The sequence below is a fragment of the Bacteriovorax sp. DB6_IX genome (genome assembly GCF_000447775.1).
Taxonomy (GTDB): Bacteria; Bdellovibrionota; Bacteriovoracia; order Bacteriovoracales; family Bacteriovoracaceae; genus Halobacteriovorax_A.
This window is the reverse complement of the sequence record NZ_AUNJ01000310.1, coordinates 1-23,071: the sequence shown is the minus strand read 5'-3', so window position 1 is coordinate 23,071 and position 23,071 is coordinate 1. Positions and strand designations below refer to the sequence as shown.

At 39.1% G+C, this 23,071-nt stretch carries 21 protein-coding genes; 8 read left to right on the top strand and 13 right to left on the bottom strand.

The genetic code is table 11. The features are described from left to right. The coding region (locus M901_RS09315) for a hypothetical protein (protein WP_021277933.1) at positions 1-793 on the bottom strand (793 nt) is incomplete at its 3' end. A gap of 59 nt (positions 794-852) precedes the next feature. On the opposite strand from M901_RS09315, the gene M901_RS09310 reads away from it, so the two are divergent. Further along, positions 853-2,151 carry an inosine/guanosine kinase gene (locus M901_RS09310; RefSeq protein WP_021277940.1) on the top strand — a complete coding sequence of 433 codons (1,299 nt, stop codon included), beginning with the start codon at positions 853-855 and terminating at the stop codon, positions 2,149-2,151. Positions 2,152-2,177: 26 nt separating this feature from the next. Here the strand turns inward: M901_RS09310 and M901_RS09305 are convergent, their stop codons facing one another. The 6 genes from M901_RS09305 to M901_RS09280 all read right to left on the bottom strand — a co-directional run bounded on the left by M901_RS09305 (position 2,178) and on the right by M901_RS09280 (position 10,750). Then, on the bottom strand, positions 2,178-3,116 hold the full coding sequence (locus tag M901_RS09305; RefSeq protein ID WP_034721593.1) for a hypothetical protein: 939 nt from the start codon (positions 3,114-3,116) through the stop codon (positions 2,178-2,180). Then, positions 3,113-3,403, bottom strand: a complete 291-nt coding sequence (locus M901_RS09300; protein WP_034721592.1) for a hypothetical protein — start codon at positions 3,401-3,403, stop codon at positions 3,113-3,115. The genes M901_RS09305 and M901_RS09300 overlap by 4 nt, the downstream gene beginning before the upstream one ends. Positions 3,404-3,470: 67 nt before the next feature. Continuing rightward, the gene (locus M901_RS09295) at positions 3,471-4,586 is read right to left on the bottom strand and encodes a sensor histidine kinase (RefSeq protein ID WP_021277935.1); all 1,116 of its coding nucleotides are present in this window, start codon (positions 4,584-4,586) and stop codon (positions 3,471-3,473) included. A 56-nt stretch (positions 4,587-4,642) separates the two neighbouring features. Further along, on the bottom strand, positions 4,643-5,344 hold the full coding sequence (gene pyrF, locus M901_RS09290) for an orotidine-5'-phosphate decarboxylase (RefSeq protein ID WP_021277938.1): 702 nt from the start codon (positions 5,342-5,344) through the stop codon (positions 4,643-4,645). A gap of 8 nt (positions 5,345-5,352) precedes the next feature. Further along, positions 5,353-9,789, bottom strand: a complete 4,437-nt coding sequence (gene carB / locus M901_RS09285) for a carbamoyl-phosphate synthase large subunit (RefSeq protein ID WP_021277944.1) — start codon at positions 9,787-9,789, stop codon at positions 5,353-5,355. Then, a complete protein-coding gene (locus M901_RS09280; protein ID WP_021277930.1) occupies positions 9,761-10,750 on the bottom strand; it encodes an aspartate carbamoyltransferase catalytic subunit in 990 nt (329 codons plus the stop codon). Before M901_RS09280 ends, carB begins: the two co-directional genes overlap by 29 nt. Before the next feature lie 77 nt (positions 10,751-10,827). On the opposite strand from M901_RS09280, the gene M901_RS09275 reads away from it, so the two are divergent. The 4 genes from M901_RS09275 to M901_RS09260 all read left to right on the top strand — a co-directional run bounded on the left by M901_RS09275 (position 10,828) and on the right by M901_RS09260 (position 14,274). Then, on the top strand, positions 10,828-11,844 hold the full coding sequence (locus M901_RS09275) for a hypothetical protein (RefSeq protein WP_034721590.1): 1,017 nt from the start codon (positions 10,828-10,830) through the stop codon (positions 11,842-11,844). Next, positions 11,844-12,803 (top strand): HAD-IIIA family hydrolase, encoded by a 960-nt coding sequence (locus M901_RS16495; RefSeq protein WP_021277931.1) that lies wholly within the window; start codon positions 11,844-11,846, stop codon positions 12,801-12,803. Before M901_RS09275 ends, M901_RS16495 begins: the two co-directional genes overlap by 1 nt. A gap of 192 nt (positions 12,804-12,995) precedes the next feature. After that, positions 12,996-13,196: a hypothetical protein gene (locus tag M901_RS09265; protein WP_021277948.1), complete on the top strand. Its 201-nt coding sequence runs from the start codon at positions 12,996-12,998 to the stop codon at positions 13,194-13,196. Between the two features lie 58 nt (positions 13,197-13,254). Beyond that, positions 13,255-14,274, top strand: coding sequence for a lipoate--protein ligase (locus M901_RS09260; RefSeq protein WP_021277936.1), 1,020 nt, complete (start codon positions 13,255-13,257; stop codon positions 14,272-14,274). 223 nt (positions 14,275-14,497) lie between these two features. Here M901_RS09260 and M901_RS09255 read toward each other — a convergent pair whose 3' ends face one another. Then, positions 14,498-14,938: a hypothetical protein gene (locus M901_RS09255; RefSeq protein ID WP_198295379.1), complete on the bottom strand. Its 441-nt coding sequence runs from the start codon at positions 14,936-14,938 to the stop codon at positions 14,498-14,500. Positions 14,939-15,040: 102 nt separating this feature from the next. Between M901_RS09255 and M901_RS09250 the strand changes: the two genes are divergently transcribed. The 3 genes from M901_RS09250 (at position 15,041) to M901_RS09240 (ending at position 19,201) form a co-directional block, all read left to right on the top strand. Continuing rightward, positions 15,041-16,738, top strand: coding sequence for an ABC transporter ATP-binding protein (locus tag M901_RS09250; RefSeq protein WP_021277949.1), 1,698 nt, complete (start codon positions 15,041-15,043; stop codon positions 16,736-16,738). Next, positions 16,711-18,507: an ABC transporter ATP-binding protein gene (locus tag M901_RS09245; protein WP_021277941.1), complete on the top strand. Its 1,797-nt coding sequence runs from the start codon at positions 16,711-16,713 to the stop codon at positions 18,505-18,507. Before M901_RS09250 ends, M901_RS09245 begins: the two co-directional genes overlap by 28 nt. 163 nt (positions 18,508-18,670) lie before the next feature. Beyond that, entirely contained in the window at positions 18,671-19,201 is a 531-nt protein-coding gene (locus M901_RS09240) for a hypothetical protein (protein WP_034721588.1), read from the top strand. 33 nt (positions 19,202-19,234) lie between these two features. Here the strand turns inward: M901_RS09240 and M901_RS09235 are convergent, their stop codons facing one another. The 5 genes from M901_RS09235 to M901_RS09215 all read right to left on the bottom strand — a co-directional run bounded on the left by M901_RS09235 (position 19,235) and on the right by M901_RS09215 (position 22,944). After that, positions 19,235-19,732 (bottom strand): hypothetical protein, encoded by a 498-nt coding sequence (locus M901_RS09235; RefSeq protein WP_021277934.1) that lies wholly within the window; start codon positions 19,730-19,732, stop codon positions 19,235-19,237. Further along, the gene (locus tag M901_RS09230) at positions 19,729-20,244 is read right to left on the bottom strand and encodes a hypothetical protein (protein ID WP_021277937.1); all 516 of its coding nucleotides are present in this window, start codon (positions 20,242-20,244) and stop codon (positions 19,729-19,731) included. The genes M901_RS09235 and M901_RS09230 overlap by 4 nt, the downstream gene beginning before the upstream one ends. 118 nt (positions 20,245-20,362) lie before the next feature. Then, positions 20,363-21,367, bottom strand: coding sequence for an isocitrate dehydrogenase (locus tag M901_RS09225; RefSeq protein ID WP_021277932.1), 1,005 nt, complete (start codon positions 21,365-21,367; stop codon positions 20,363-20,365). A gap of 111 nt (positions 21,368-21,478) precedes the next feature. After that, entirely contained in the window at positions 21,479-22,093 is a 615-nt protein-coding gene (locus M901_RS09220; protein WP_021277939.1) for an FKBP-type peptidyl-prolyl cis-trans isomerase, read from the bottom strand. Between the two features lie 62 nt (positions 22,094-22,155). Then, positions 22,156-22,944: a glycosyltransferase gene (locus M901_RS09215; RefSeq protein WP_021277929.1), complete on the bottom strand. Its 789-nt coding sequence runs from the start codon at positions 22,942-22,944 to the stop codon at positions 22,156-22,158. Positions 22,945-23,071 lie beyond the last annotated feature (127 nt).

Sequence of the window (23,071 nt, the reverse complement as noted above, 5' to 3'; positions counted from 1 at the left end):
CTGTGGCAAGTGGATCAGTAGATTTTGGAAGTATTTTCTTGAATCCTGCGGCCCCATAGAGTCCATACTGACTAAATGGAAAGAGTCTCACTCTTCCACCAAAGCTATAGCCAATTAAGATTCCTTTTGAAATTTGATCGAGACCTGTTTTAAACTGAATATCTCCTGAGAGACTTCCTCCAGCATAACCTTCGATACTAAAAAGTTCTGTTTGAAAGAGTCTAAATTGATACTCAGCATCTCCTACTAGAGTTTTTAATTTTACTGATTCGGTCGAACTCGTGAGCCATGAAAGAGCAAATGAGAAGCCCGTATTCTTTTGAGGGGAGCGGTGTTCAACTTTAAATTGGTATGAGGCAATATCAGATGAATCGGCAGAGCCAAGTGACTCGTTAAGCTGATCCCATTCGGCACCGCCATCAATGATAGAGTAGTCAAAGACAAAGTAGTTATTTTCCGTTAGCTTATCTTCCGCAGTTTTAAAGAGAATGTCGACATTGTGCTCTTTAATCTTTGGGTTTTCGTCGAGTTCTTGGCCTTCAAGATCAAACTGAAGATCTTTTGTTTTAACGTAGGCCACGCGCCCAGTTACAACTAAACCAACGATGGTATTTCTTTTAAGGGACTTATCAGCGACTTTAAGCTTTCTTCCAGGCTTAATATATCCAATTGGGATTTTCAAGGCCTGATCGGCATAGACAATTGTCTTGCTACTTAAAGTATAGGCGAACCTATAAGCATGAGTATTAAAAGATATCAAAATAATGGAAAATAAAGCTAAAATTTTCTTCATACTTTTATTATAATCAAAAAGTAATTTTTGACCAGTTTAGTATTTTTTGGGGGGACGGGATGAAATTTCCTGGTAAGCGTAAGTCAAAGCATTACTTTCCAGTTGAAGAAATTGGAAGGATGCCTTTTGAGAGTGATTTTAATAGTAAGAAGAATGTCTACATTGTTGGAATTGACCAGTTATTAGTAGATATTGAAATCGATACGGATCATGAATTCTTAGAGAAATTCGGGCTTACGGCCGGTCAGTCAGTTGTTCTTCCCGATGATATTATTGAGCAGATTTACCAAGAATCAAAGGCCAATGACTCTATTATTGGAGAGTTTGCTGGGGGAGCTGTTGGTAATACATTACATAACTACTCGGTCTTAGCCGACGATAAATCTGTGGCCCTCGGGACAATTTGCGAAAGTATAAAAGTTGGCGACTATGCCTTCAAGTATATCTGCACAACAAGCTCAAAGGTTGATTTCAGTTACCTCCAACCTCAAAGAGGACATATGGGAAGGGCAATGTGTTTTGTTACTCCAGATAAGGAGAGAACATTTGCCATTGGTAAGGGGATTATGAATGAGCTCTCAGAAGATTTTATTCCAGAGGAAGTTATTGCTAATTCTTCGGCCCTATTGGTCACGGCCTTTTTATTACGTGACCCAAAGGCTCCTCTTTTTAAGTCGACAATGAAGGCCGTTAAAATCGCCAATGAGAATAAAGTTCCTGTGGTCTTTGCCTTGGGAACAAGTGTTCTAATTCAAGAAAATCGTGACTTTTTTCAAAACTTTATCAAAGATCATGTGAATATTGCGGCCATGAATATTGATGAGGCCCAGGCCTTGACTGAATCAGATGATCCACTGCTTGCAGCGCAAAAGATATTAGATATGACAGATTTTGCTCTTGTGACAGTTGGCGAGAAAGGTCTTTATATTGGTGCATGGGCCGATAAGAAAGATGCTCGTGCAACGAGTGACCAAATTCACTCTAAGTCTATAGCTGAGTATAATAAGTTTGAATATTCGAGGGCCCAGGTAAAAGAGCTTTGTGATGAGCCAATAAAGATATACTCACATATTAATCCTTTTATGGGGGGACCTGTTAAGATTGAAAATACGAATGGGGCCGGAGATGCTGCCCTTGCTGCTTTGATGCATGATATAGCGGCCAATAACTATCATAAGACCGTTGTTCCCAATTCTCCAAAGCATAATAGTCGCTACATGACATACTCATCGATCCACCAAATTTGTAAGTATGCCAACCGAACTAGCTATGAAGTTTTAAAGCAGCGATCTCCAAGGCTATCTCATGGCCTTCCCGTTAAAGAAGAAAGTTTAGAAGAATCATATTGGTCAAAATAAGAAAAGCCTCTTTAAAAGAGGCTTTTTTATTTCTTTTTATTTGTTGTAAGAAATGCAATTCCCCACTCATGAACTTGAAGGGGGTTAGTGCTTGAAGGATGACGATAGACTCCAGAAATTGGATTCCATCCCTGTGATGGCCTATTTTTAAAATTGGCCGCATACTTTGTTCCTAGAATGGCCTCTGGTACTACCACAAAGAGAACTCGCTTAAAAAATCCCGGAGCATGAGAGCTATTCCATTGAGCGATCTGTTGCAATTCATCGTGACTTTGAGGATAGACACAGAAGTTCCCCTTAGGAAGCTTTACTGACCAATAATCTTCAAAATCAGTCACTTCTTTATCTTTGAATTTCATTTCGTTAAGTGCGCTGACCATTTTCTTAAAGACTGAGTGCCTATCACCACAGAATCCACGTGAGCTTTGTAATGAGTGAGAGTCGAGCTTGTAATCGTAGTAGAGATAGTCATATTTATTTCCGTTGACGACAATCTTGTTGCGATCTTTTTTTAGCATCCACCCGTCTTCATTATGAATTGGGGCTGAGGCGAGCATATTGGCCTTCTTATTGAAATTGATGACAAATCTCAAGTCTTTTTCTACTCCATGAAAGTAGAGGTTTGGCTTTCCTGCCACCATATTTCCTTGTCCAGGGTAGTAGTGATTGCTTAGGCCATGGTTATACCAAGCTCCAGGGCGATAGAAGTTTGAGTAGTTATAATTTCCATAGGGAGACCACCAAGGCGCATGAGTTGGAATCATATTGAAGCGCCAGTTCTGTTGTTGAATATACTGACATTGATAACAGAAATCACTTGGTCTAGTGCTTTGATTATTTCCCATACACTGAGGTGTTAGGGCCATACATCGAATACCATTCACTGGTTCTGGTGCAGGCATGCTTAAAGAAAAGGTTACTTGCTTAATCAAAATTAACGTGACTAAGAGAATAAAGTATTTCATTTTCTAACCTTTAGGCCCATCGATTGCGCCTTGTTCTTATGAGTAATCGTTTGATTTGCTGAGCATCCGTTTTTCATAATATAACTCACTCGATATTCACCTGCTGGCAGATCGACTTGAAAACTTCCCCGTGGAGGAAGTTCAATTTGATAAATGAGTTTTGATTTAGCTGCGATAAAGAGTTGGCCGGTGTCTTCTTTGAGACACTTTGTTTCAGCATAGAGCTTACCTTTAATTGGTGCAGCTAAAAGGGATGTTGTAAATAGGGCGATAAACACTAACTTCATAAAGAAATTTTAACACTTTTTATTGAAGTGAGTACGTAGGAGGAAATAATTGACTAAGTAGTGTTAGCTACTTTGGCAAATGAAATACGAAAGAGGTGTGGTTGTTGTGAAGCTCATAATTTAGGCTTCCACCATGTTCTTGGGCCAGTTCTTTACAGATTCCTAGACCCATTCCTGTTCCAATTCCCTTGGGTTTTGTTGTGAAGAATGGGTTGAAGATTTTTTCTAGAGTATTATCATCAATTCCATTTCCACTATCTGTGACGCGGATAATATAGTTTTTTTCATCTTCTTGAATTGTGAGATTTACCCACTTATGTTCAAGCTCTGAAACGGCCTCACAGGCGTTACCGATTAAGTTCACGAGGATTTGGATCATTTGTCCTTCTATACATTTAATCTCGATATCATCGTCCAGAGAATTGAGAATGTTGAAATCGACACCATAAGTATTCACACGATTTTTAACAATGAGAGTACTTTCTTCAAGAATCTTAGAAAGTAGAGTTGGCTCTTTAATATCATTTCGATTATCGCGGGCCAAGTTCTTTAGGCCATCAATAATAGTGAGAATACGATCAGACATCTTGTTGATCTTTTCCAAAAACTCAGGGGCGCGATTGAAATTTTCATCTGCAAACTGCATTTGTAGGATATCTGCAGAACCCTTAATTACAGAAAGGGGATTTTTAATCTCATGAATTATTCCGGTTGAGAGTTCGGCAATTGAGCGCAATCTTTCATCATGGAGAATCTGATTCGCTAGCATCTTCTTTTCCGTAATATCAAATCCAATAACAACGGCCTCTTTGCTATTCTTATACTTTTGGGCCATGACGAGATTGTATTTCTGTTCGCCACTAATTGTCGTTGTGTATTCTGTTTGATCAAATTCAAGGTCTTTTTCGAAGAAGTTATGAATAAACTCGTAGAATGGATTACCTTCGGCCTTGAGAAAACCAACTTTTTGAGATTCAAAAACTGTATTATGAATATCAAGAAGGTCTTCAAGTTCCTTATTAATTGAGAGGTATTCTAGGTCACTATTAATCCAGCTAATAGTGCAGGGAAGGTGGTTAATAAGAGTATTCTTTCTTTCTAACTCTTCTTTAAGAACACGATTGCTCTCTTTTAGAGCATGATTCATTCGCTTTAGTTCTTCAATTTCATCAACTACTTTCATTATCCTTCCTAGATATTTGATCAGGATAATTGTAACAGAAATCTATTGAGTTACAACTATGTGAAAAGTTCAACTTGAGTTAAACACTTTGGATTAGTTGTAATCGCTCTTCCCATCACCAGGTAATTGGCACCTTTGTCAAAGGCCTCTTTTGGTGTCATCACTCGACTTTGATCATCTTTAGTGGAGTTTTCAAAGCGAATACCTGGACAGACTTTTATTGGGGCACGCTGAGAGTTATTTGCTCTTTCTATTTCGAAGGCCTGGGCCAATTCAAATCCCGAGCAAACAATTCCATCAATCTCACTCTTAAGGGCCATCTCATAGAGTGAGTGAAAAACTTCGTCCGTGTTTCTTTGCCAGATTTTTTGGCAATCTTCTTCATCTAGTGAAGTTAACACACTAACTCCCAAGAGTTTTGCCTTAGGTAATGATTCGTGCATGGCCAATTGGGCCGCCCTAATCATCTTTTCTCCACCACTTAAATGGATTGTGAGAAATGCGATTGGTAGTCCTTTAAGAGAATGAATCGCCTTTGATACGGTGTTGGGAATATCATGGAGCTTGAGATCAAGGAAGATTTCAAGACCATATTGCTTTGAAATTTCAGCAACAAAAGAAGGGCCATATCTGTAAAATGCCTCCATCCCAATTTTTACAATTTTAAGAAGGGCCCCGTGAGCGTTTAAGAACTCACGGATTTCCTGATCTGTCATATTATCTAAGGCCAGCATGACCTTTGAGATTCCTCTTTCCATATTTAATCCTAGTGCATCTCCTGTAGTGCTACAGGTGCCATCTTTTGTGTGTGATAACTTAGAATACTCTCGACAATCGCCTGAACATTCTCTTCTCTTGTAAAGCATGGGACACCATACTGAATTGCTACATTTCGAATATACTCACCATCTGATTTTGATCTTCCCATGTTTAAAGGAGTATTTAAAACCATGACTAGGTCTTCATCTTTTATAGCATCGAGCATCGAGGCTCCATCTTTTTCATCTGCAATCTTGTTGACTAGCTGGCACTTGTAACCTTGTTCGATAATATAGCGACAACTTCCTTTTGTTGCGACAAATTCAAAACCAAGTTCGTGAAGACCTCCTAAGTATTCTTTTAGGATTTCTTTACTCTTGTCTGCGAGAGAGATTAGAATCTTTCCTCTCTTTGTTATTCCCGGGTAATTTCCAAGATAAGATTTGAACATGGCCATTTTCAAGTTCTTGTCGATCCCAAGAGTTTCACCAGTGGATCTCATCTTAGGCCCTAGGATAATTGAGTCATCAACAAATCTATCAAAAGGGAATGTTGATTGTTTCACCACAAAATGCTCTGTTTTTAGATCTTCAATTGTTTGAATCTCTTGTCCTAGTAGGGCCTTCGTTGCTTGGGCGGGAAGGTTGATATCTGCGGCCTTACTTAGAAATGGAAGTGTTCGAGATCCACGAGGGTTGGCCTCGATACAGTAAACATCTTCGCCTTTTACAGCAAATTGAAAGTTGATTGGCCCAATAATTCCCATCTCATTTGAAAGTGACTTGGCGATCTCTCTCATCTTGTTAATGATTTCTTTTGAGGTGTGAACAGGTGGACTTACCATTCCTGAATCTCCAGAGTGGACCCCGGCATGTTCAATATGTTCACATACAGTGAAGATCGTATTTCCACGGTGGTCTCTCACAAGATCAACATCGAACTCTAGAGCATTTTCGATATAATTTTCAACTTGGAAGACAACAGAAGAGTTTTTTAGTCCTTCCTTAATTGGCCCTGGTAGTTCATGAATATCTTCGTGATTTCTAAAGATATACATGCTCTCACCACCAATGACATAACTTGGTCTAATGATGACCGGAAGACCAATTTCTGTGATCGTGCTGATAAGTTGCTTGTGACCACGAATTTCTTTTGAAGTTGTTCGACTAAGAGGAACCTTCTTTGTTAGTTCATCGAATCTCTTTCTATCTTCAACGAGATCGAGAATATCGAGATTAGGTCCTAAGAAGTTAAACTCGTTATATTTCTTTCTGAAATCGGCCTCGAGGTGAGAGCGAATATTGATACCTGTTTGTCCACTAAATGAAGTGATGACACCTTCAGGAGATTCAAATCGAAGAATGTCAAAGAGATCCTCAGAAAAGAGCGGGCTCAAATAGAGTCTATCTGAGCTATCATAGTCGGTACTCACTGTTTCTGGGTTTGAGTTGAGCATGATACTCTTCTTATTCTCTGTTGCCAGTAGTTGACAGGCCTTGACACAAGAGTAATCAAACTCGATTCCTTGTCCAATTCTATTTGGCCCTGAGCCAAAGATGGCCACGGCATTTTCTAAGCGCTCAACTTCTTGAACTTTGTTATAAGTGCTATAGAAATAAGGTGTCGTTGCACTAAATTCTCCAGAGCATGTATCAACGGCCTTAAAAACAGGAAAGATATCATTCTTAACTCTTAAATCTAGAATGCTCTCTAGTCCAGAATTCGTCAAAAGGGCAAGATACTTATCAGAGAAACCCTCTGCTTTATAGTCATGGAGTATCTTTGCATCTTCCAATATTTTGGGAGAGTGATGGAGTGCTTTTTCCATGTGATAGAATTTATTCATTTGTTCTACAAACCACGGCGTGATTTTTGTCATTTCAGTGATTTCTTTAACAGAAAATCCTTGCCTAAGAGCAACTAGAGTTGTCAAAAGACAAAGCTCTCTAGGTGAGTTTAGTCTTTGTTTAATATACTCATTATCAATACTAAATGGTGTTGTCTTAAGTTGAGTTAGGGCCGGAATTTCTAGGCCTTGCTCTGTTGCTCTTAAGGCCTTCATAAAGGCCTCATTAAAACTTCCCCCTAGCGCTAGAACTTCTCCAACTGATCTCATCTGAGGTCCTAGTGTTTGTGAAGAAGAAGGAAATTTATTAAATGGAAAGATAGGAATCTTAACCGCAACATAATCAAGTGTTGGCTCGAAGGCCACTGGCGAGACCTTTGTAATATCGTTCATGATCTCAAACAGAGTGAGTCCAAGAGCAAGACCTGCAGAAATTTTTGCAATAGGGTAGCCGGTTGCTTTTGATGCGAGGGCAGATGAACGCGAAACTCTCGGGTTCATTTCAATGACAACAATATCATCCTCATCGGCCGGGTTGATGGCAAATTGAACATTAGCCCCACCAGCAACAACATTCATATGTTTTGCAATTGTCAAAGACATGGTTCTTAGTTGTTGGTAACAGCGATCAGATATTGTTTGGGCCGGTGCAACTGTGATTGAATCTCCTGTGTGAATTCCACAGGGATCGACATTTTCAATTGAGCAAATAACAACACCATTGCGATTCTTATCGACCATAACTTCCAGTTCAACTTCTTTCCAACCAAGAAGTGACTTTTCCATTGTAATTGGATATTTGATATCGCTTGTATTAAGAACATCTTTAAGCTCATCGGTATTGTGAACAAGGGCAGCACCCTTTCCACCAAGAGCGAAATCTCTTCTGATGATGAGAGGGTATTCTACTTGAGTCTTGGCCAGTGTGATGGCCTCATCATGAGAGAAGGCCTTAAATCTCTTTCCTGATTTGTAGCCAAGAGTTTTTAACTCCTGAGCAAAGAGTTCTCGGTCTTCTGTTTTCTTAATCGTATCAACATTGGCACCAAGAAGTTTAACTCCATTTTGTGCAAGATAACTTTCTTCTTCGAGTTCGATACACATATTGAGGGCCGTCTGGCCTCCCATTGTTGAAAGTACTGCATCAACTTTTTCTTTCTCAATAATCTTCTTGATAACATCTTTTGTGATAGGCTCGATATAAGTCTTATAGCTCATATCTTTATCTGTCATAATTGTGGCCGGGTTTGAGTTGAGAAGAACAACTTCAATACCTAGCTCCTTTAGAGATTTAAGGGCCTGAGTTCCTGAGTAATCAAACTCTGAGGCCTGCCCAATTTTGATTGGACCAGATCCGATAAGGAGGATCTTCTTGATCTCGTCATTGAGGTGACCACTATGGTACTCAGGAATTTGTGAAATTTCTTCTTTGCTAATTTCCCTTCTTACACCATCGAGATAGTCTTTTATTTCTGTGAAGAAGATCTGCCCATCAAGTGGACCTGGGTTGGCCTCTGGGTGGAATTGGACAGAGCGTATGCGAGAGTCATAACTTCTCATTCCTTCTAGTGATCGGTCAAAGAGTGAAGTATATTCGATAAAGACGTGGTTATCTGCGGCCTTTTGTGAAAATGAATCTGAACAAATGGCGTAGCCGTGGTTTTGGCTAGTGATTAAGAGGTCCTTTGTTTTATGGTCATAGACCGGGTGGTTGGCCCCACGTTGTCCAAATGGAAGTTTTATAATTTCCATATCCATGGCCAGACCAAGGAGTTGGTGTCCAAGGCAGATTCCTCGAACTGGAATCTTAGTTTTTAATAGGTCTTTGACGACAGATATTTGCTCTGTGTATTCCCTTGGGTCACCTGGACCATTTGAGAGAAAAACTAGGCGTGGATTGTAGCTCTGAATTTCTTCAATCGTTGTCGTGTGTGAGAGAGTGACGAGTGGGTGTCCCATTGCCTTGATATTATCGATAATGGCCTGTTTAACACCATAATTAATGAGGACAATTGGATTGTCTCCTTTTGTAATCACTTGTGCACGATCTTGTCCCACTCTTGAGATATCACTACATTGTACCTTGTCAGTCGTGAATTCTGAGCTCTTTGGTGCTTGTGGATTTGCTGTGATCACACTGATGTGATTCTTAGATTTTCCAGAGAGGTATAGTGTTAGGGCCCTGGTATCAATTCCAGATATCAAAGGAACATTGATCTTTTCTAAGAATTTATTATATGAAAAGTGTCTTGCGATCAGACAAGTTCCATGACAGCTTTGAGATTGATTCACTCTTTCGTCATATTCATAATTTCCCACGTGAGCTGTGGTGTAGATTATATGTTGTCCCAGAAAAGATGGGTCAGTTGCTGTTTCTTGGTATCCAGACATTCCTGTTGTGAAGGCGCTCTCTCCCCATATCTCTTTATCAAAGTCTTTTTGATTGATAAATCCTGAGAATGAAGTGCCGTCGCTGAAATGAATAAAAATTGGGGTTTGTTTGAGAGAATTTGAAAAGGAAAGTTCGTCGTGAATAGAATCGACGGGAGGGGTAAAGGCATTAATAGAATTAGATGTCGTGTTGTGATTTTCCTTCACAAATGTCTCCTGTTACTTTTTTATTTGCATGACCAATATGGTGGTCTTCGTTGTTAATCATTGCTTCGATAATGGCCATTCTCATATAGACAGAGTTTTCAACCTGTTTATGGGCCTTCCAGATTTCAGAGTCCATAATTTCTTCGTGGACTTCAACTCCAATATTGGCCGGTCCTGGATGATAGATTGGAAGGGCCTTCTTGTGTTTTCTAAATTTATCGAAATTAATTCCCCAATGAGTATGATAATCATTGAGAATATCGGCGTGAGTCGAATTATGTCGCTCACTTTGGATTCTAAGGAGGTAGAGGGCATCGGATTCTTGAATTGCTGTATCAATATCAACAATCCTCTTAATTCCCGGTGCTATTTCTTGTGGCATGAATTCATCAGGGCCACATAGGGCCAGCTCAATTCCAAACATTGGTAAGAGATCAATTAGCGAATGAGTCACTCTTGAGTGACGACAGTCTCCAACGATAGTTATCTTCTTACCTTCAAGTTTCTTTATCCCGCCAAAATCATCACAGAAAGTATAGAGATCTAACAGCGCCTGAGTTGGATGCTGATTTGAGCCGTCTCCACCATTGATAATCTTTATTGGAGGATGGCCCTTAAACTCTTCTAGTAAGTGAGATTGTTGAGTTCTAATAATACAAATATCAATACCTTGGTATTTTAATGTCAGTAGGGTTTGCTCGAGAGATTCACCTTTTTTAAGTGAAGAGTTCTCGGCCTGGAAATCAATATGAAATCCACCTAATCTCTTAATGGCCATGGCAAATGAATGTTTTGTTCTTGTTGAATGTTCGAGGAATGAAGTTGCTACTGCGAGGGATTTTTGAAGGGGAAGTCTTGCCGGCGAGCCGGATTTCAGATCTTCGGCCCTTTCTAATAGCTGTAATATATGACCCTTATCGAGGTCTTTGATCCCTTCAAGAATCGATGGAAAACCAACCATGACAATCCCTAGTAAGTTCGATAAACTTAAGCTGGATAAATTTGATTTAAGTCTAGAGAAAGAGAAAGCATTTGGCCATGAAAAAAAAGGGCGAATTTAAAACTATTCATAATAAAGTTCAAAAAGAGGCGCTGATCAATGAGATCAAGGGGAATCTTTTTGAGTACTTAGTCGCTCATGCCGTAGCGAGGGCCAAGAATATTGAACCAAAATTCCTAGAGAGGTTTCAAGGTCTCATGAAAGAGATGTTCTCAAAATATGAGTCTTGGTTAAGAGAGAATGATCGCGATCTTATCCACAAACTCCCGCTACTTGCTCAATCTATGGCCACTCTTATTTCTCAAAAAATTGAGACTCAAATTAATGAGGTTCTTGTTATTGGTAAGATGACAGGCGGCTTCCATAACGACCTTTACAAAGAAGCGGATATACTCTTGTTATCGGATCGTGAGATTCCGATTAGTTTAAAGCTTTGTAAGAAGAATGCCTTTGTTAATACGAAAAGTGGTGGTGCAAAGAGTTTTATATCTAAATACTTTAAAGAGTTTGAAAAGGCGGCCCTTTTACAGGAAACCTTTAGTAATATTATTGATGATGGTTTTGAGAAAATGGGGCAAGATCTCTATGCCATGCATGGGCTTGAGTTCTGTGGTCGATTTGATTCTATGTGGACTCGTCCAGATCTGCCTGGTGAGCTCAATGAGGAAGAGTCAAAGCGTTTGCATCAATTTTATAGAAGTCTTAATTTTCATCTCTATAGTATTTTAAAGGAGCTCTTTGAGGAGTCTCCAAAAATCTTTGTCCAATGCCTAATGCCACTAATAGGGCAAGGCGACCACCGTGTTATGCAAGGAATTTGCTTTCATAAGGATGTGACAAAGGGGGGAGTGAAGTCCCGTTATGAATTAGATAAGGTCCTCTTTAAGTCATTTGAAGAATATTGTGAGAGTATTGAATTTCTTCCATTCAATGAAAATATCTCTTCTTTTGAGATTCAAATGGGTGAAGATAAGCTCCAAATCAGAATTAAGCCGATGAATAAATTTACAACGGCTTCTTATAAAATTAATTGTTCAATAAGGTATGGTGAATAATGTTTGATATTATTCTTTGTCAAAGAGATTATAACGAAATCAAAGCGCTAAAGAGTGAGCTCTTTGAAGTTCAGCAGTGGCAATCAGATCAGCAGCTTAAAGATCTTATTGCCCAAAAAAAGAAGATTCTTCTTATAACTGACAAGTGCGAAATTAGGCCTGATCTTTTTAATCTCTATCACATGCCTCTAGAAACAAATTGCATGTTTCATCACTATTGTGAGGAAGTTGTTGATGGGGATGGTTTTTTTCCTGGGGTTCAAGATCTCATCCTATGTAAGGACTTCTATCGCGATAGTGGAATCTTCTTGGTGGTTAACGGCGATTTTGGGGCCTTGCCAACTTTTGAGAAGAAAGTTATGCCAACAGTTGCTGACTATATAAGCTTTGACCAGTATCAAAGAGCTATTTTCTTAGATCGTGATGGTATCATAAATATTGATCATAGTTATGTTCATAAGATTGATGATCTTGAGTTTGTATCGGGAATAAAAGATTTTCTTTCGTGTTCTCAAGCACAGAGTTTCCAAAAGTTTATCGTCACTAATCAATCTGGTGTGGCCCGTGGGAAGTTCTCTCTTGAAGATGTACGCCTCTTTAACGATGAGATTAAACGCCAACTCGCAGAAGTTGGAGTAGAGATCAAAGCAGTCGAAGTTGCGCCCTATCATTTTGAAAAAGGTGTTGGTGACTTTAAATGGCATTCTCTAACACGTAAACCATACCCTGGTATGGTTTTAAAAATTACTCATCAATTCCCTGTCGATATAAAGAACTCTTGGATGATTGGTGATAAGCCTAGTGACCATTTAGAGTTGGATTCTCTTAACTATGTTCACTTGAGAGGGAATTACGATCTTGCATTGGCAAAATCTCCAATTGCAGAAGATTTTGATCAGTTAAAAAAACATAGTATTTTGTTCTTGTATTTTTCGCATTCAGGCCTGACAGAATTTTAGAAACTTTTCATCCAGGGATTGGATATAATTTTGAAGGGAGTCAAAATGAAGTTGCTTTTACTATTTTAGCACTATTCTTTATTTCATTTGCTTTTCATTCACAAGCTCGTGAGCTTACGATTAGAGAGAAAACAGTTCTCTTAAATTTCGATAAGACGATAAAAGTCAAAAACTAACGCAGAAACTCATATTGTGGTTAATGAATTACCACTATCTCAATATCTAAGTTATAAGGTTCTTAAAAATTCTTGTCGCCCAGTTTTTTCTGAGCTTCAAAAGATTGAGCATGGAACTGAAGAGCTTAAAGATCGTTCTCAAAAACTATCAAAATTGATGAATGTATGTTCTCAAGGCGTTATTGGTCTGACTAATCTTTATATCGAGCAGCGTTAAGCAATTGTTAAATGATTAAGTTTATGGCACAATCGGCTTCTAATAGGAGTTATGTGCTATGAGTCAGAAAGTTCGTGTTCTAATTGCTGATACCTTTGATCCTTGGTTCAATCTTGCGACTGAAGATTGGATCTTTAGAGATATGGACCCCAATATTAAAGTTCTCTTTCTTTGGAGAAACTCTGATACCGTTGTTATTGGTCGCTTCCAAAACCCTTGGACAGAGTGTAATACGGCAAAAATGGATGAGGATGATGTAAAATTAGCTCGTCGTCAAAGCGGTGGTGGGGCCGTCTTCCATGATCTAGGAAATACAAACTTTACCTTTATGTCTGGTAAAGAGACATATGATAAGACTGAAAATCATGAAATTATTAATCGCGCGCTTGCTCATTTTGGAGTGAAGTCCTACGCTTCGGGCCGCAATGATATCTGTGTTGATATGGAAGATGGGCCGAGAAAAATTTCGGGAAGTGCCTTTAAAGAAACAAAAGATAGGGCCTTTCATCATGGAACACTACTCATTAATGCAAATCTTTCGAGACTCGCAAATTATCTCAACCCAGATAAGAAGAAACTTGTCTCTAAAGGGGTTCAGTCAGTACGCTCGCGTGTTGCCAATTTAACAGAATTTAATTCAGATATTTCTCACGATGCTCTTTGTGATCAGATTATTAAGCAATTTCTCAATTTCTATGATGCTGACTGTGAGATCGAATATCTTGATTACGATTATCTCAAAACAGTTCCAGAACTTAATGAATACTATTATAAACTTAAGGATTGGAAATGGCGCTTTGGAGAAACACCAAAGTTTACTCATAAGCTAGAAGAGCGTTTCTCTTGGGGTGGAGTTGAAGTTCACATTGATTCACATAAGGGGCTTATTAAAGATGCTAAGATTTTCTCGGATAGTCTTCATCCAGAGATGATTGAAACTCTTTGTACGCAACTTGTTGGTAAGGAATATAATTCTCAAGGTATTGCTATGGCCTGTGCGGCAAGTGCTGTTGAATTGCCGATGATAGAGGATTATATTCGCGAGTTTTCGGATTGGCTAGGTAAGGCAATTAGCTAATAAAAACTGCGTACTATTAAATAGATACCTCTTTTAAATATTTCAGTATCTTGCATATGGCAGTTATGATTTATAACTGCCCAAATTCTACCTGCAATTCCTCCACTAAAAACAAGTTTGCAACATTCACGAAGAGAGTCGACATGTTGCAAGCGCATATCGATATCTTTATTTGTTTTTATAATCTGGATTATCTGGGTGGTCTGAACCCCACGTAAAGGGATCAGTTTAATTTGATCTTACTGAAGCCGCTAATTGTTTTTTCTAAAACCATGATTCGATTAAGGAGAGATTTAAATTGTGCTTCTCTTTTAGCTTGCGAGTCCTTCTTTAGTTTTTCAATTTCATCCTTGATATCAATCATATCCTGAGTATGTTCTTGAGAAAGGGTACGCCTTACTTGTGCAATTTCTTCTCTAATTTTTTTGAGTACGGCCTCCATGTCATGAGAAGATTTCTTATTCTCAAGAGTCGTCAGACGCTTTTCAATACCTGAAAATTTCTTTGTGACATTTTCACCGTAATCTTTAGAAAATTGTGTCAGATAGTTCTCTAGTTGCTTGAGCCTATTTTGTTTTCCAACACCTTTTGTTGGATCTTGAGCAAAAGGCTCCAGTGAGTAGCTGTTCAATGTCATTAATGCGCATAGTAATATCTTGTTCATAGTTTAATGATAAGAGATGTCAGTATTTTATTCAATTATTAATGTCCCCGTTGATAGGCAACAGCAGATTTGTATCATATAATTTCGCCACACGGAGGGATCATGAGTGCAAAAGTAGCTCGTTATGAATACTGGTGGGAATATATCAGCGCCAGAAAACCTATCTACCTAGTTGGGGTACTCACCGTTGTTGTCTGTAATATTTCACAAGTCTATTTCGCCAGGGCCATGGGCCATGTGGTCGACTTCTTCAGCGATAACAAAATACCTGCTTGGTTAGTTCAAGAATCTAAAACTGATACTTTTATTTTCCTATTTATCACAATTCTATTGGCCAAGGTTTTTCTCACTCTTGGTCGAGTGGGTTGGCGTTTAACTTTGGGAAGGCAGACTCACTTCGCTGCAGGACAGATGAAAGAGAGAATTTGGGAAAATGCCAAGTACTTTTCTTCAGAAGATCTTATTGAAAAGTACCCTAAAGGTGTTTTAATGAACGCCGCCAATAGTGATGTGAATCAGGCCCGTTTTATTTTTGGTTTTACCCTAATTGGTCTTATTGATGTGATCTTTCTCGGTATCTTCACTCTTGTGGCCATGTTTCAGATAAGTTTTAGCCTTACCATGGCCTCTCTTTTAATGTTGAGTTTTACTCCTTTGGCAATTAAGAAGCTCTCTAAACTAGAGGCCCAAAGATATGAGACCTCACAAGAGTATCTCTCTTCTTTTAACGATCTTAGTTCACAGGCCGTTGGGACTGTAAAATTACAGAAATTAGGACAGACTGCAAAGTTTTGGTTTCGTAGACTGTATAAGAGCGCTGAGGACTTTCGTCAAAAAAGACTTTTAGCTCAGCATACATCTTTGAAATATATTCCCTACGTTGGGATGACTTCAATTCTCTCTTATGTGGTTCTCTTCTCTCTTGGTGTTTACCTTAATATTCAAGGAGAGCTTTCGGTTGGAGAATTTGTGGCCATGCAAGGTCTTATCTTCTTACTACAAGATCCTCTTGTAGAACTTGGTTATATTATCAGTGAATGGCGAAAATCTGGAACCAGCCTAGAAAGACTTGAACAAATCTATAAGAACCCTAAGGAAGATTATCTCTTACAAGAAAAGGGGGATGGTGTTCAGGGACAGAGTGTTTTTAGTGTTCGTGATCTAAACTTTTCATATGGAAGTAATCAGATCCTTAAAGATATTGATCTTGAGGTTAATCTTGGGGATAGAATTGGAATAACGGGACAAATCGGTACAGGTAAATCAACTCTACTCAATATCCTTTGTGGTTTGGAGAGAAAGTATACGGGAGATGTGAAATTCTTTAGTAAGGATTTCTCTCACTATAGTCATGATGTTTTGCGAAGAACAATTACTTGTGTTCACCAAAAACCTTTTCTCTTTGCCGATAGTATTCGTGCCAATGTGGCCATGGATAAAGAACTCTCAGATGAGAAGATTTGGTATTATCTTGAGCTTGCGGGACTCGGTCCTGACGTTCTTGATTTTGATGAGGGTTTAAATACTCAGTTAGGGGAGTGGGGAATAAATCTCTCTGGTGGTCAGAAACAGCGTCTAACCTTAGCAAGGGCCCTCGCGAGAGAGCCGCAGGTTCTACTCTTAGACGACGGTCTATCGGCCGTTGATACAGTAACTGAGGAAAAGATTTTAAATAATTTAAATAAGAAACTAAGTAAGACGACAATTATTTGGGTGGCCCATAGAAAGTCGACTTTAAAATATTGCGATCGAATAATCGATTTGGATGTACCATGTCAGGAAAAAACTATCTTGCAGTAGACGACCAAGATGAAAGTGTCGTTAACAAGAAACAATATGCAGAGTGGAGATCTTTTCTCTTTCTCTTTCAATTCACGAAGGGGCATAGACTCGTTATAGGCGTGGCCCTATTTTCGCTTCTTCTCTATTCTGTCATGGCCATGATTTCTGGTCATGCGATAGGAACTCTTGTTGGAGAGGGACTTGCTAAGAAGAATTGGGAACTCACTAAGAAATGGTCCGTGATTGTATTAGCGGCCGAGCTACTGGCCCTGTCACTACATTATTATGGAAGGAAGCTTCTTACGACGAAGGCGAGTTTCGTCATTTTAAAAATTAGAGAAACTCTCTTTAAGAAACTCTCTTCACTTCCAATGTCTTTCTTTGATCGCTGGCCTCAGGGACGTGTTGTGACGAGAATGACTCACGATGTAGAAGGTGTGGAAGCCTTTTTTACCGCTTCTCTTGGTCGTATGCTCAATGCCTTCTTCTTGGCCATTGCCGCTGCTACGGCCATGCTAAGTAATAATGCCGGGCTTGGATTGATTCTTATTTTTTCTATGCTCCCTGCCTTAGCGGTCATACTTCTTACTAGGAATAAAGTTAATATTATCAATAGAAGAATGAGTAAACTTTCTTCTAGTATAAATTCTAAGCTCAGTGAGTATATTGATGGGCTCTATGTTATTCGTGCCTTCGGACTCGAGCAGTGGAGTGAGAGAATCTTTAAAAAGAAGGTCCAAGATCATGTTGAGACGACTTTAGAGGCAAATCTTCTCTATGCTTGGTCTAGACCTCTGGTTTCTTTTCTTTGTACGTTGCCGATTATCTTACTTGTTTGGTTCGGTGGAGTTAAAGTTATGGAGGGGACAATTACCCTGGCCGTCTTTGTTGCTTTCACACGTTATACTGAGCGATTCTTTGGTCCGGTGATGATGCTCTTTAGGGAGATTCACGTGATTCTTCAGGCCTTCACATCGGCCCAAAGAGTGGCCAATTTTCTTAAAGAGGATAGCGAGAGTGATCTCTTTTTAAAGGGAGAGGTATTTGAAGGAAAGACAATTACAGGTGAGATCGTCTTTGATCAAGTTTGGATGGGTTATAATAAAGACTCTTGGTCTCTAAAAGATGTCAGCTTTAAGATCAATCCTGGTGAAAAAATTGGTATTGTTGGAACGACTGGTAGTGGAAAGACGACAACTATATCTATTCTTTCAAGACTCTATGACTTTCAAAAAGGTGATATCCGCATTGATGGACAATCAATTAAGAATTGGGAACTTCTCAATCTCAGAGATCAGATCGGCCTGGTTTCTCAGGATGTTATTATCTTCCAAGGAAGTCTTAGAGATAACCTCACTGTAGATCCTAGTATTAGTGATGAAGAAATAATGAAGGTTGCAAAAATTACGGGCCTTTCTCGTGTTATGAAAAAGAGTGGTCTAACACTTGGTGATGAAATCAAGGATGGTGGGGCCAATATGAGTGCAGGTGAAAAGCAGGTCGTATCTTTAACAAGAACTTGTCTTCTTAACCCACATATTCTTATTCTTGATGAGGCAACTGCCCACGTTGATCCATTCTATGAGAAAATTCTTCATGATGGGGTTGAGAATGTTATGAAAGGAAAGACATCATTCATTATCGCTCACAGACTAGATACGATTAAAGAATGTGACCGAATTATGGTTTTCAATCAAGGATCACTTGTTGAGTTGGGAAGCCCAGATTCTCTAATGGAGAAAAAGGGTGTTTTCTATGATCTTACTCAGGCCCAAGCGGCACTATAAGTAGGGATTTAAACCCAGTTATGACATTGAACAGATGTCTAAAATCTGTTCATAGCAACAAAAGCTCCTTAGGCCCTAGTCGGGCCAAGGGCTCGTTTTTCCAGGGGCTTATCCTTGCTACGATCTTCAGTATCTTGGTACTTAAATTGCAAAGTTAAGTACTATGTCTTTAATATTAAAAGTTCTACTATTCTTAGGGCTATTCACAGGAGCAAATGGCCTTGCCGCAGAATTCTCCTATGTCATTGGAGGATTAACTCCCCATATTGTTAAACCAGAGGGAATTTATGCGAAGCCTCTTTGCAATGAAATCTCTCAGGGGAGTGGAGTTATTTATAATAGAGTTGATACCTATCGCTATAGCTATAAAGATTCTAAGTGGTCGAGTGGGGCCATTGTTGGTGAGAATTCTTATTGTGAACCCATATGGGGAGCTGCTCAAAGTTATCGCTTTTTTGATACCCCTCGTTTTGAAATGCAGGGAACTTTTGGATTCTATCATTTTGATGAAGAGGGCTTTGATTTTTCACAGGGAGCATACTTTTCTAAACTTGGTGATTTCTATTTTGTCCCTATCGTTGGTGTCGAGATGAATTTTACTCTCTATGATGGTAAGGATCTCAAGGTAAAATTAATGAATCTTATTACACCAGTTATTACTCACCATAGCCTTGGGTTTATTTTTACTATATAAGAAGGCCCCTTAATAAAGAGGCCCAGAACTTACTTATTTATTGTTAAGACTTTGCATTACTTTAAATGATTCAGGAGAGAGATACTCTTTGTATTCTTGCCAGATATTTCTCGCATCATCAATAGTCGAATCTTCAGCTAACTCATTTGATACTTCTTCAAAGACAGCATTTATCTCATCAATCTCACTATTATAGATTGTGATCTCTTTTTGCGATAATTTAAGTTTTGATGCTTGTTCAAGAGAAATCTTTTCGAAGCTAACTTCAGTACCTTCTTCATCTAAGAGAATAAGCCCTCCGATAATTCCAAGAGCAAAGATCGTAAGACATTCAAACTCGTGACAGATTCCTGTTTCTGCACCAACGAAGACTCCAGCATATCCCACTACTGGTGATGCTAGTCCGGCCAGTGCCATTGGAGCATTACCTGTTGCAACACCAACAATTGCATGAGACTTTGTGGCCGGGAGTAACCCAATCATAATTGTCAGTGTGATAACTTTTAAACTATTTAAGAATGAATTTCTCATTTAGACTCCTGTGCTAGCTTTTGCATAACGGCATATGTTTCAGGCGAAAGGAATTCTTTTGCCTCATCCCAAAGTTGTTGTGATTCTTCAACTGATGATTGAGCATCAAGTTGTGACTGTACTTCCGCAAAGATAATATTGGCCTCTTCTAGCTCACTATTATAGATCTGCGCATCGTTCTTATTTATTTCAAGTTTGGCCGCAACTTCATTTGTGATGGCCTTAAATTCAATTGATCCACTTTCTTCGTCAAGAAGAACAAGACCAAGCATTCCTCCAAGATAGAGTCCAACTGCTTGACCAAAGGCCACTGACATATCATCTCCGTTAGTCCCACCAATAATACCAAATGAAACAGCTCCAACTAGAGGTGAAGCAAGTCCTGCAATGGCAACTGAACCAGCGGCTCCGGCCCCTGTTAATGCCATAACTCCTGCGACAGCAGCATGGGCCTTGTGAATCGGTGCGATTAGGAACATAACCGTAAATACTGTAATGACTAATTTCTTCATTTTCTCTCTCCTGTTGTTCTGGAGAGTTTATAGGATGGGAGGGTTTCTATGACAACAGAATCAGTTGACGTATTTGTTTAAAACATGTCAATTGGGAGGGACATGCCCTCCCAAGTGCTTATAATCTTTGAAGAACTGCTTCTGTAAAGTCTGTTGTTCCCGATGTTCCACCGAGATCAGCAGTACATCTATCCTTCGTTTTGATGACATCAGCGATCGCATTTCTCAGCTTGTCGGCCTTGTCTGTCATATCGAGATGATCAAGCATGAGGGCCGCAGCGAGCATAAGAGATGATGGGTTTGCGATATTCTTGCCTGCAATATCTGGAGCTGAACCGTGGACGGCCTCAAATATTGCAACGTCATCACCAATATTTGCACCTGGTGCCATACCTAATCCACCGACAAGTCCCGCACAGAGATCAGAGATGATATCACCAAATAGGTTAGTCGTGACAATCATATCAAATTGATTTGGATTCATAACAAGTTGCATACAAGCATTGTCTACAATCATCTCTTTTGATTCGATATCTTTATTTTCCTCGGCCGCAAGCCTTGCTCTGTTTAAGAAAAGACCAGAAGTCGATTTAAGAATATTGGCCTTGTGAAAGGCGTGGATCTGCTTTCTTCCTTTCTTTCTCGCTAGGTCGTAGGCAAATTTTAGAACTCTATCAGAACCTTTCTTTGTGACAATTGATTTTGACTCTGCCACTTCCTCATCTTCTGATACTTGTTGACCCGCACCACAGTAGAGACCTTCTGTATTTTCTCTAATTGTGATGATGTCGATATTCTCATACCTGGCCTTTGTTCCTTCATAAGTCACAACGGGACGAACATTGGCGTAGAGATCAAACATTCTTCTTAACGTGACATTGATGGAAGTAAAACCGCCACCACTTGGAGTTGTCAGAGGTCCTTTAAGGGCAATTTTATTCTTTGAAATGAGATCAAGAGTTTCTTGAGGAAGAAGATCATTTCCTTTATCTAGTGAAGTAATACCTGCTTCAGCATACTCGTATTCAAAGTCACAACCTAGTTTATTGAGAACTTTAATTGTTGCTTCTGTTAAGCTTGGACCAATTCCATCACCTGGAATAACTGTGATTTTAGTTGCCATTTAAACTCCAATATATTTTTTATGAATAGAAAAATTTGAAGTTTTATCGGTAACATAGAAGAAGGGCTTAGGCAAAAAAAAGACCTCATTACTGAGGTCTTTAGTTTTATTTTATTTAATAGCGAGTAGTTCTACATCGAAGATGAGAGTTGCATTTGGTGTAATAGCAGGAGGTGCTCCTTGCTCACCATAAGCTAGGTTGGCAGGAATAAATAGTTGCCATTTAGATCCTGTTCCCATGAGTTGAAGGGCTTCTGTCCAACCAGCGATAACTCTATTTACTGGGAAAGTTGCAGGAGTTCCTCTTTGGTATGATGAATCGAAAACAGTTCCATCAATAAGTCTTCCTTCATAGTGTGCTTCAATTGTATCTTCTGCTGATGGTTTGTTTCCTTCACCTTCAGTTAAAACTCTATACTGAAGTCCACTTGGTAGAGTTTGAATTCCATCTTGAGCTTTATTTGATTCTAGAAATGCTTGTCCTTCTACTAAGTTTTTCTCAGCTTCAGCTTTTAACATTTCCATTTGCTTTTCTTGCATGAATGATTGAAATCCTGTCATGACTTGTTGGATTTCTTCTTGTCCCATTTCACTTGGCTCACCATTGAAGGCAGACTTTAGTGACGAACAGAATGTCTCAACATCTGCTTGAATTCCCTGATTCTTAAGGTCTGAACCAATTTGTTGACCAAGAATATAACTTACTTTTTTCCAATCGATACTCATAAATTCTCCTATTTTAATAAGAATTTATAACATTGGCAGAGGGCTCTTAAAATCACTGTGCGTCATGCTTTGATGGGAGGGAGCTTATTGCGAAGCATTTGCTCGTTATCTTTGAACCAAGAGTCAATATCCCATGAGTTTTGAAAGTATTCACTTTCACTCTCATCAAATGAAGGGGTGTGATTCATAATACGAAGAAATTCATCAGAGAAGTTCTCAATTGGTGCTTCTATAATATTTTGAGACTGAATACCCTCTCTTCCCAATGGGGTAGAGAGAACGAGCCCTTTAGAAAATATGGCCTCGACAATCTTTAGGCGAGTCCCGCTTCCATGCATGAGAGGGACCAAGTGAAGATAAGTCTTGGCAAAGAGATCTTTCATTTGTTCAAAACTTAGATTTTCCTTCAGTATGAAATTTGATCTTGCTACCATTTCTCTTACTTCTTGAGTGGGGTTTCTTCCTGCAATAACAAACTCAAAATTTCCTTGGTGGGCCGGTGTAATAGAACTATCAAATTCTCGGCATAGATATTCGACGGCCTTTATATTGGGAAAGTAATCAAGTGTTCCTACAAAGAGAATTGTTTTCTTCTCCTCTTGAGGGTAGGCCTGATAGTGATCCTTATTAATTAAGTTGGGAACAGTGATAATTTTAGATGATAGCTTTGGTCTCTTTGCTAAGAGGATACTTCTCTCTCTTTCACTACAAACCATCGTCAGATCACTTTGAGCAATTCTATCGAGTTCATACTCTTCAAAGCGTCTCTTGAAGCTTGATTCCTCTCTTCCGTAGAAGTTTTCGAACTCAAGATTGTAGAGCGTTGTATATAAGGAAGCTCTTTGGATCATCAAGCCAGTAGAATTGTCTTATATTATCAAGATGTATTATAGGAGTGTCTTTAATGACTAGATTCTTTCTTTTAAAGAGAATTCGAGTTTGTTTCCCATAATAGAGCGATTGGAGATAGGGAAGAAG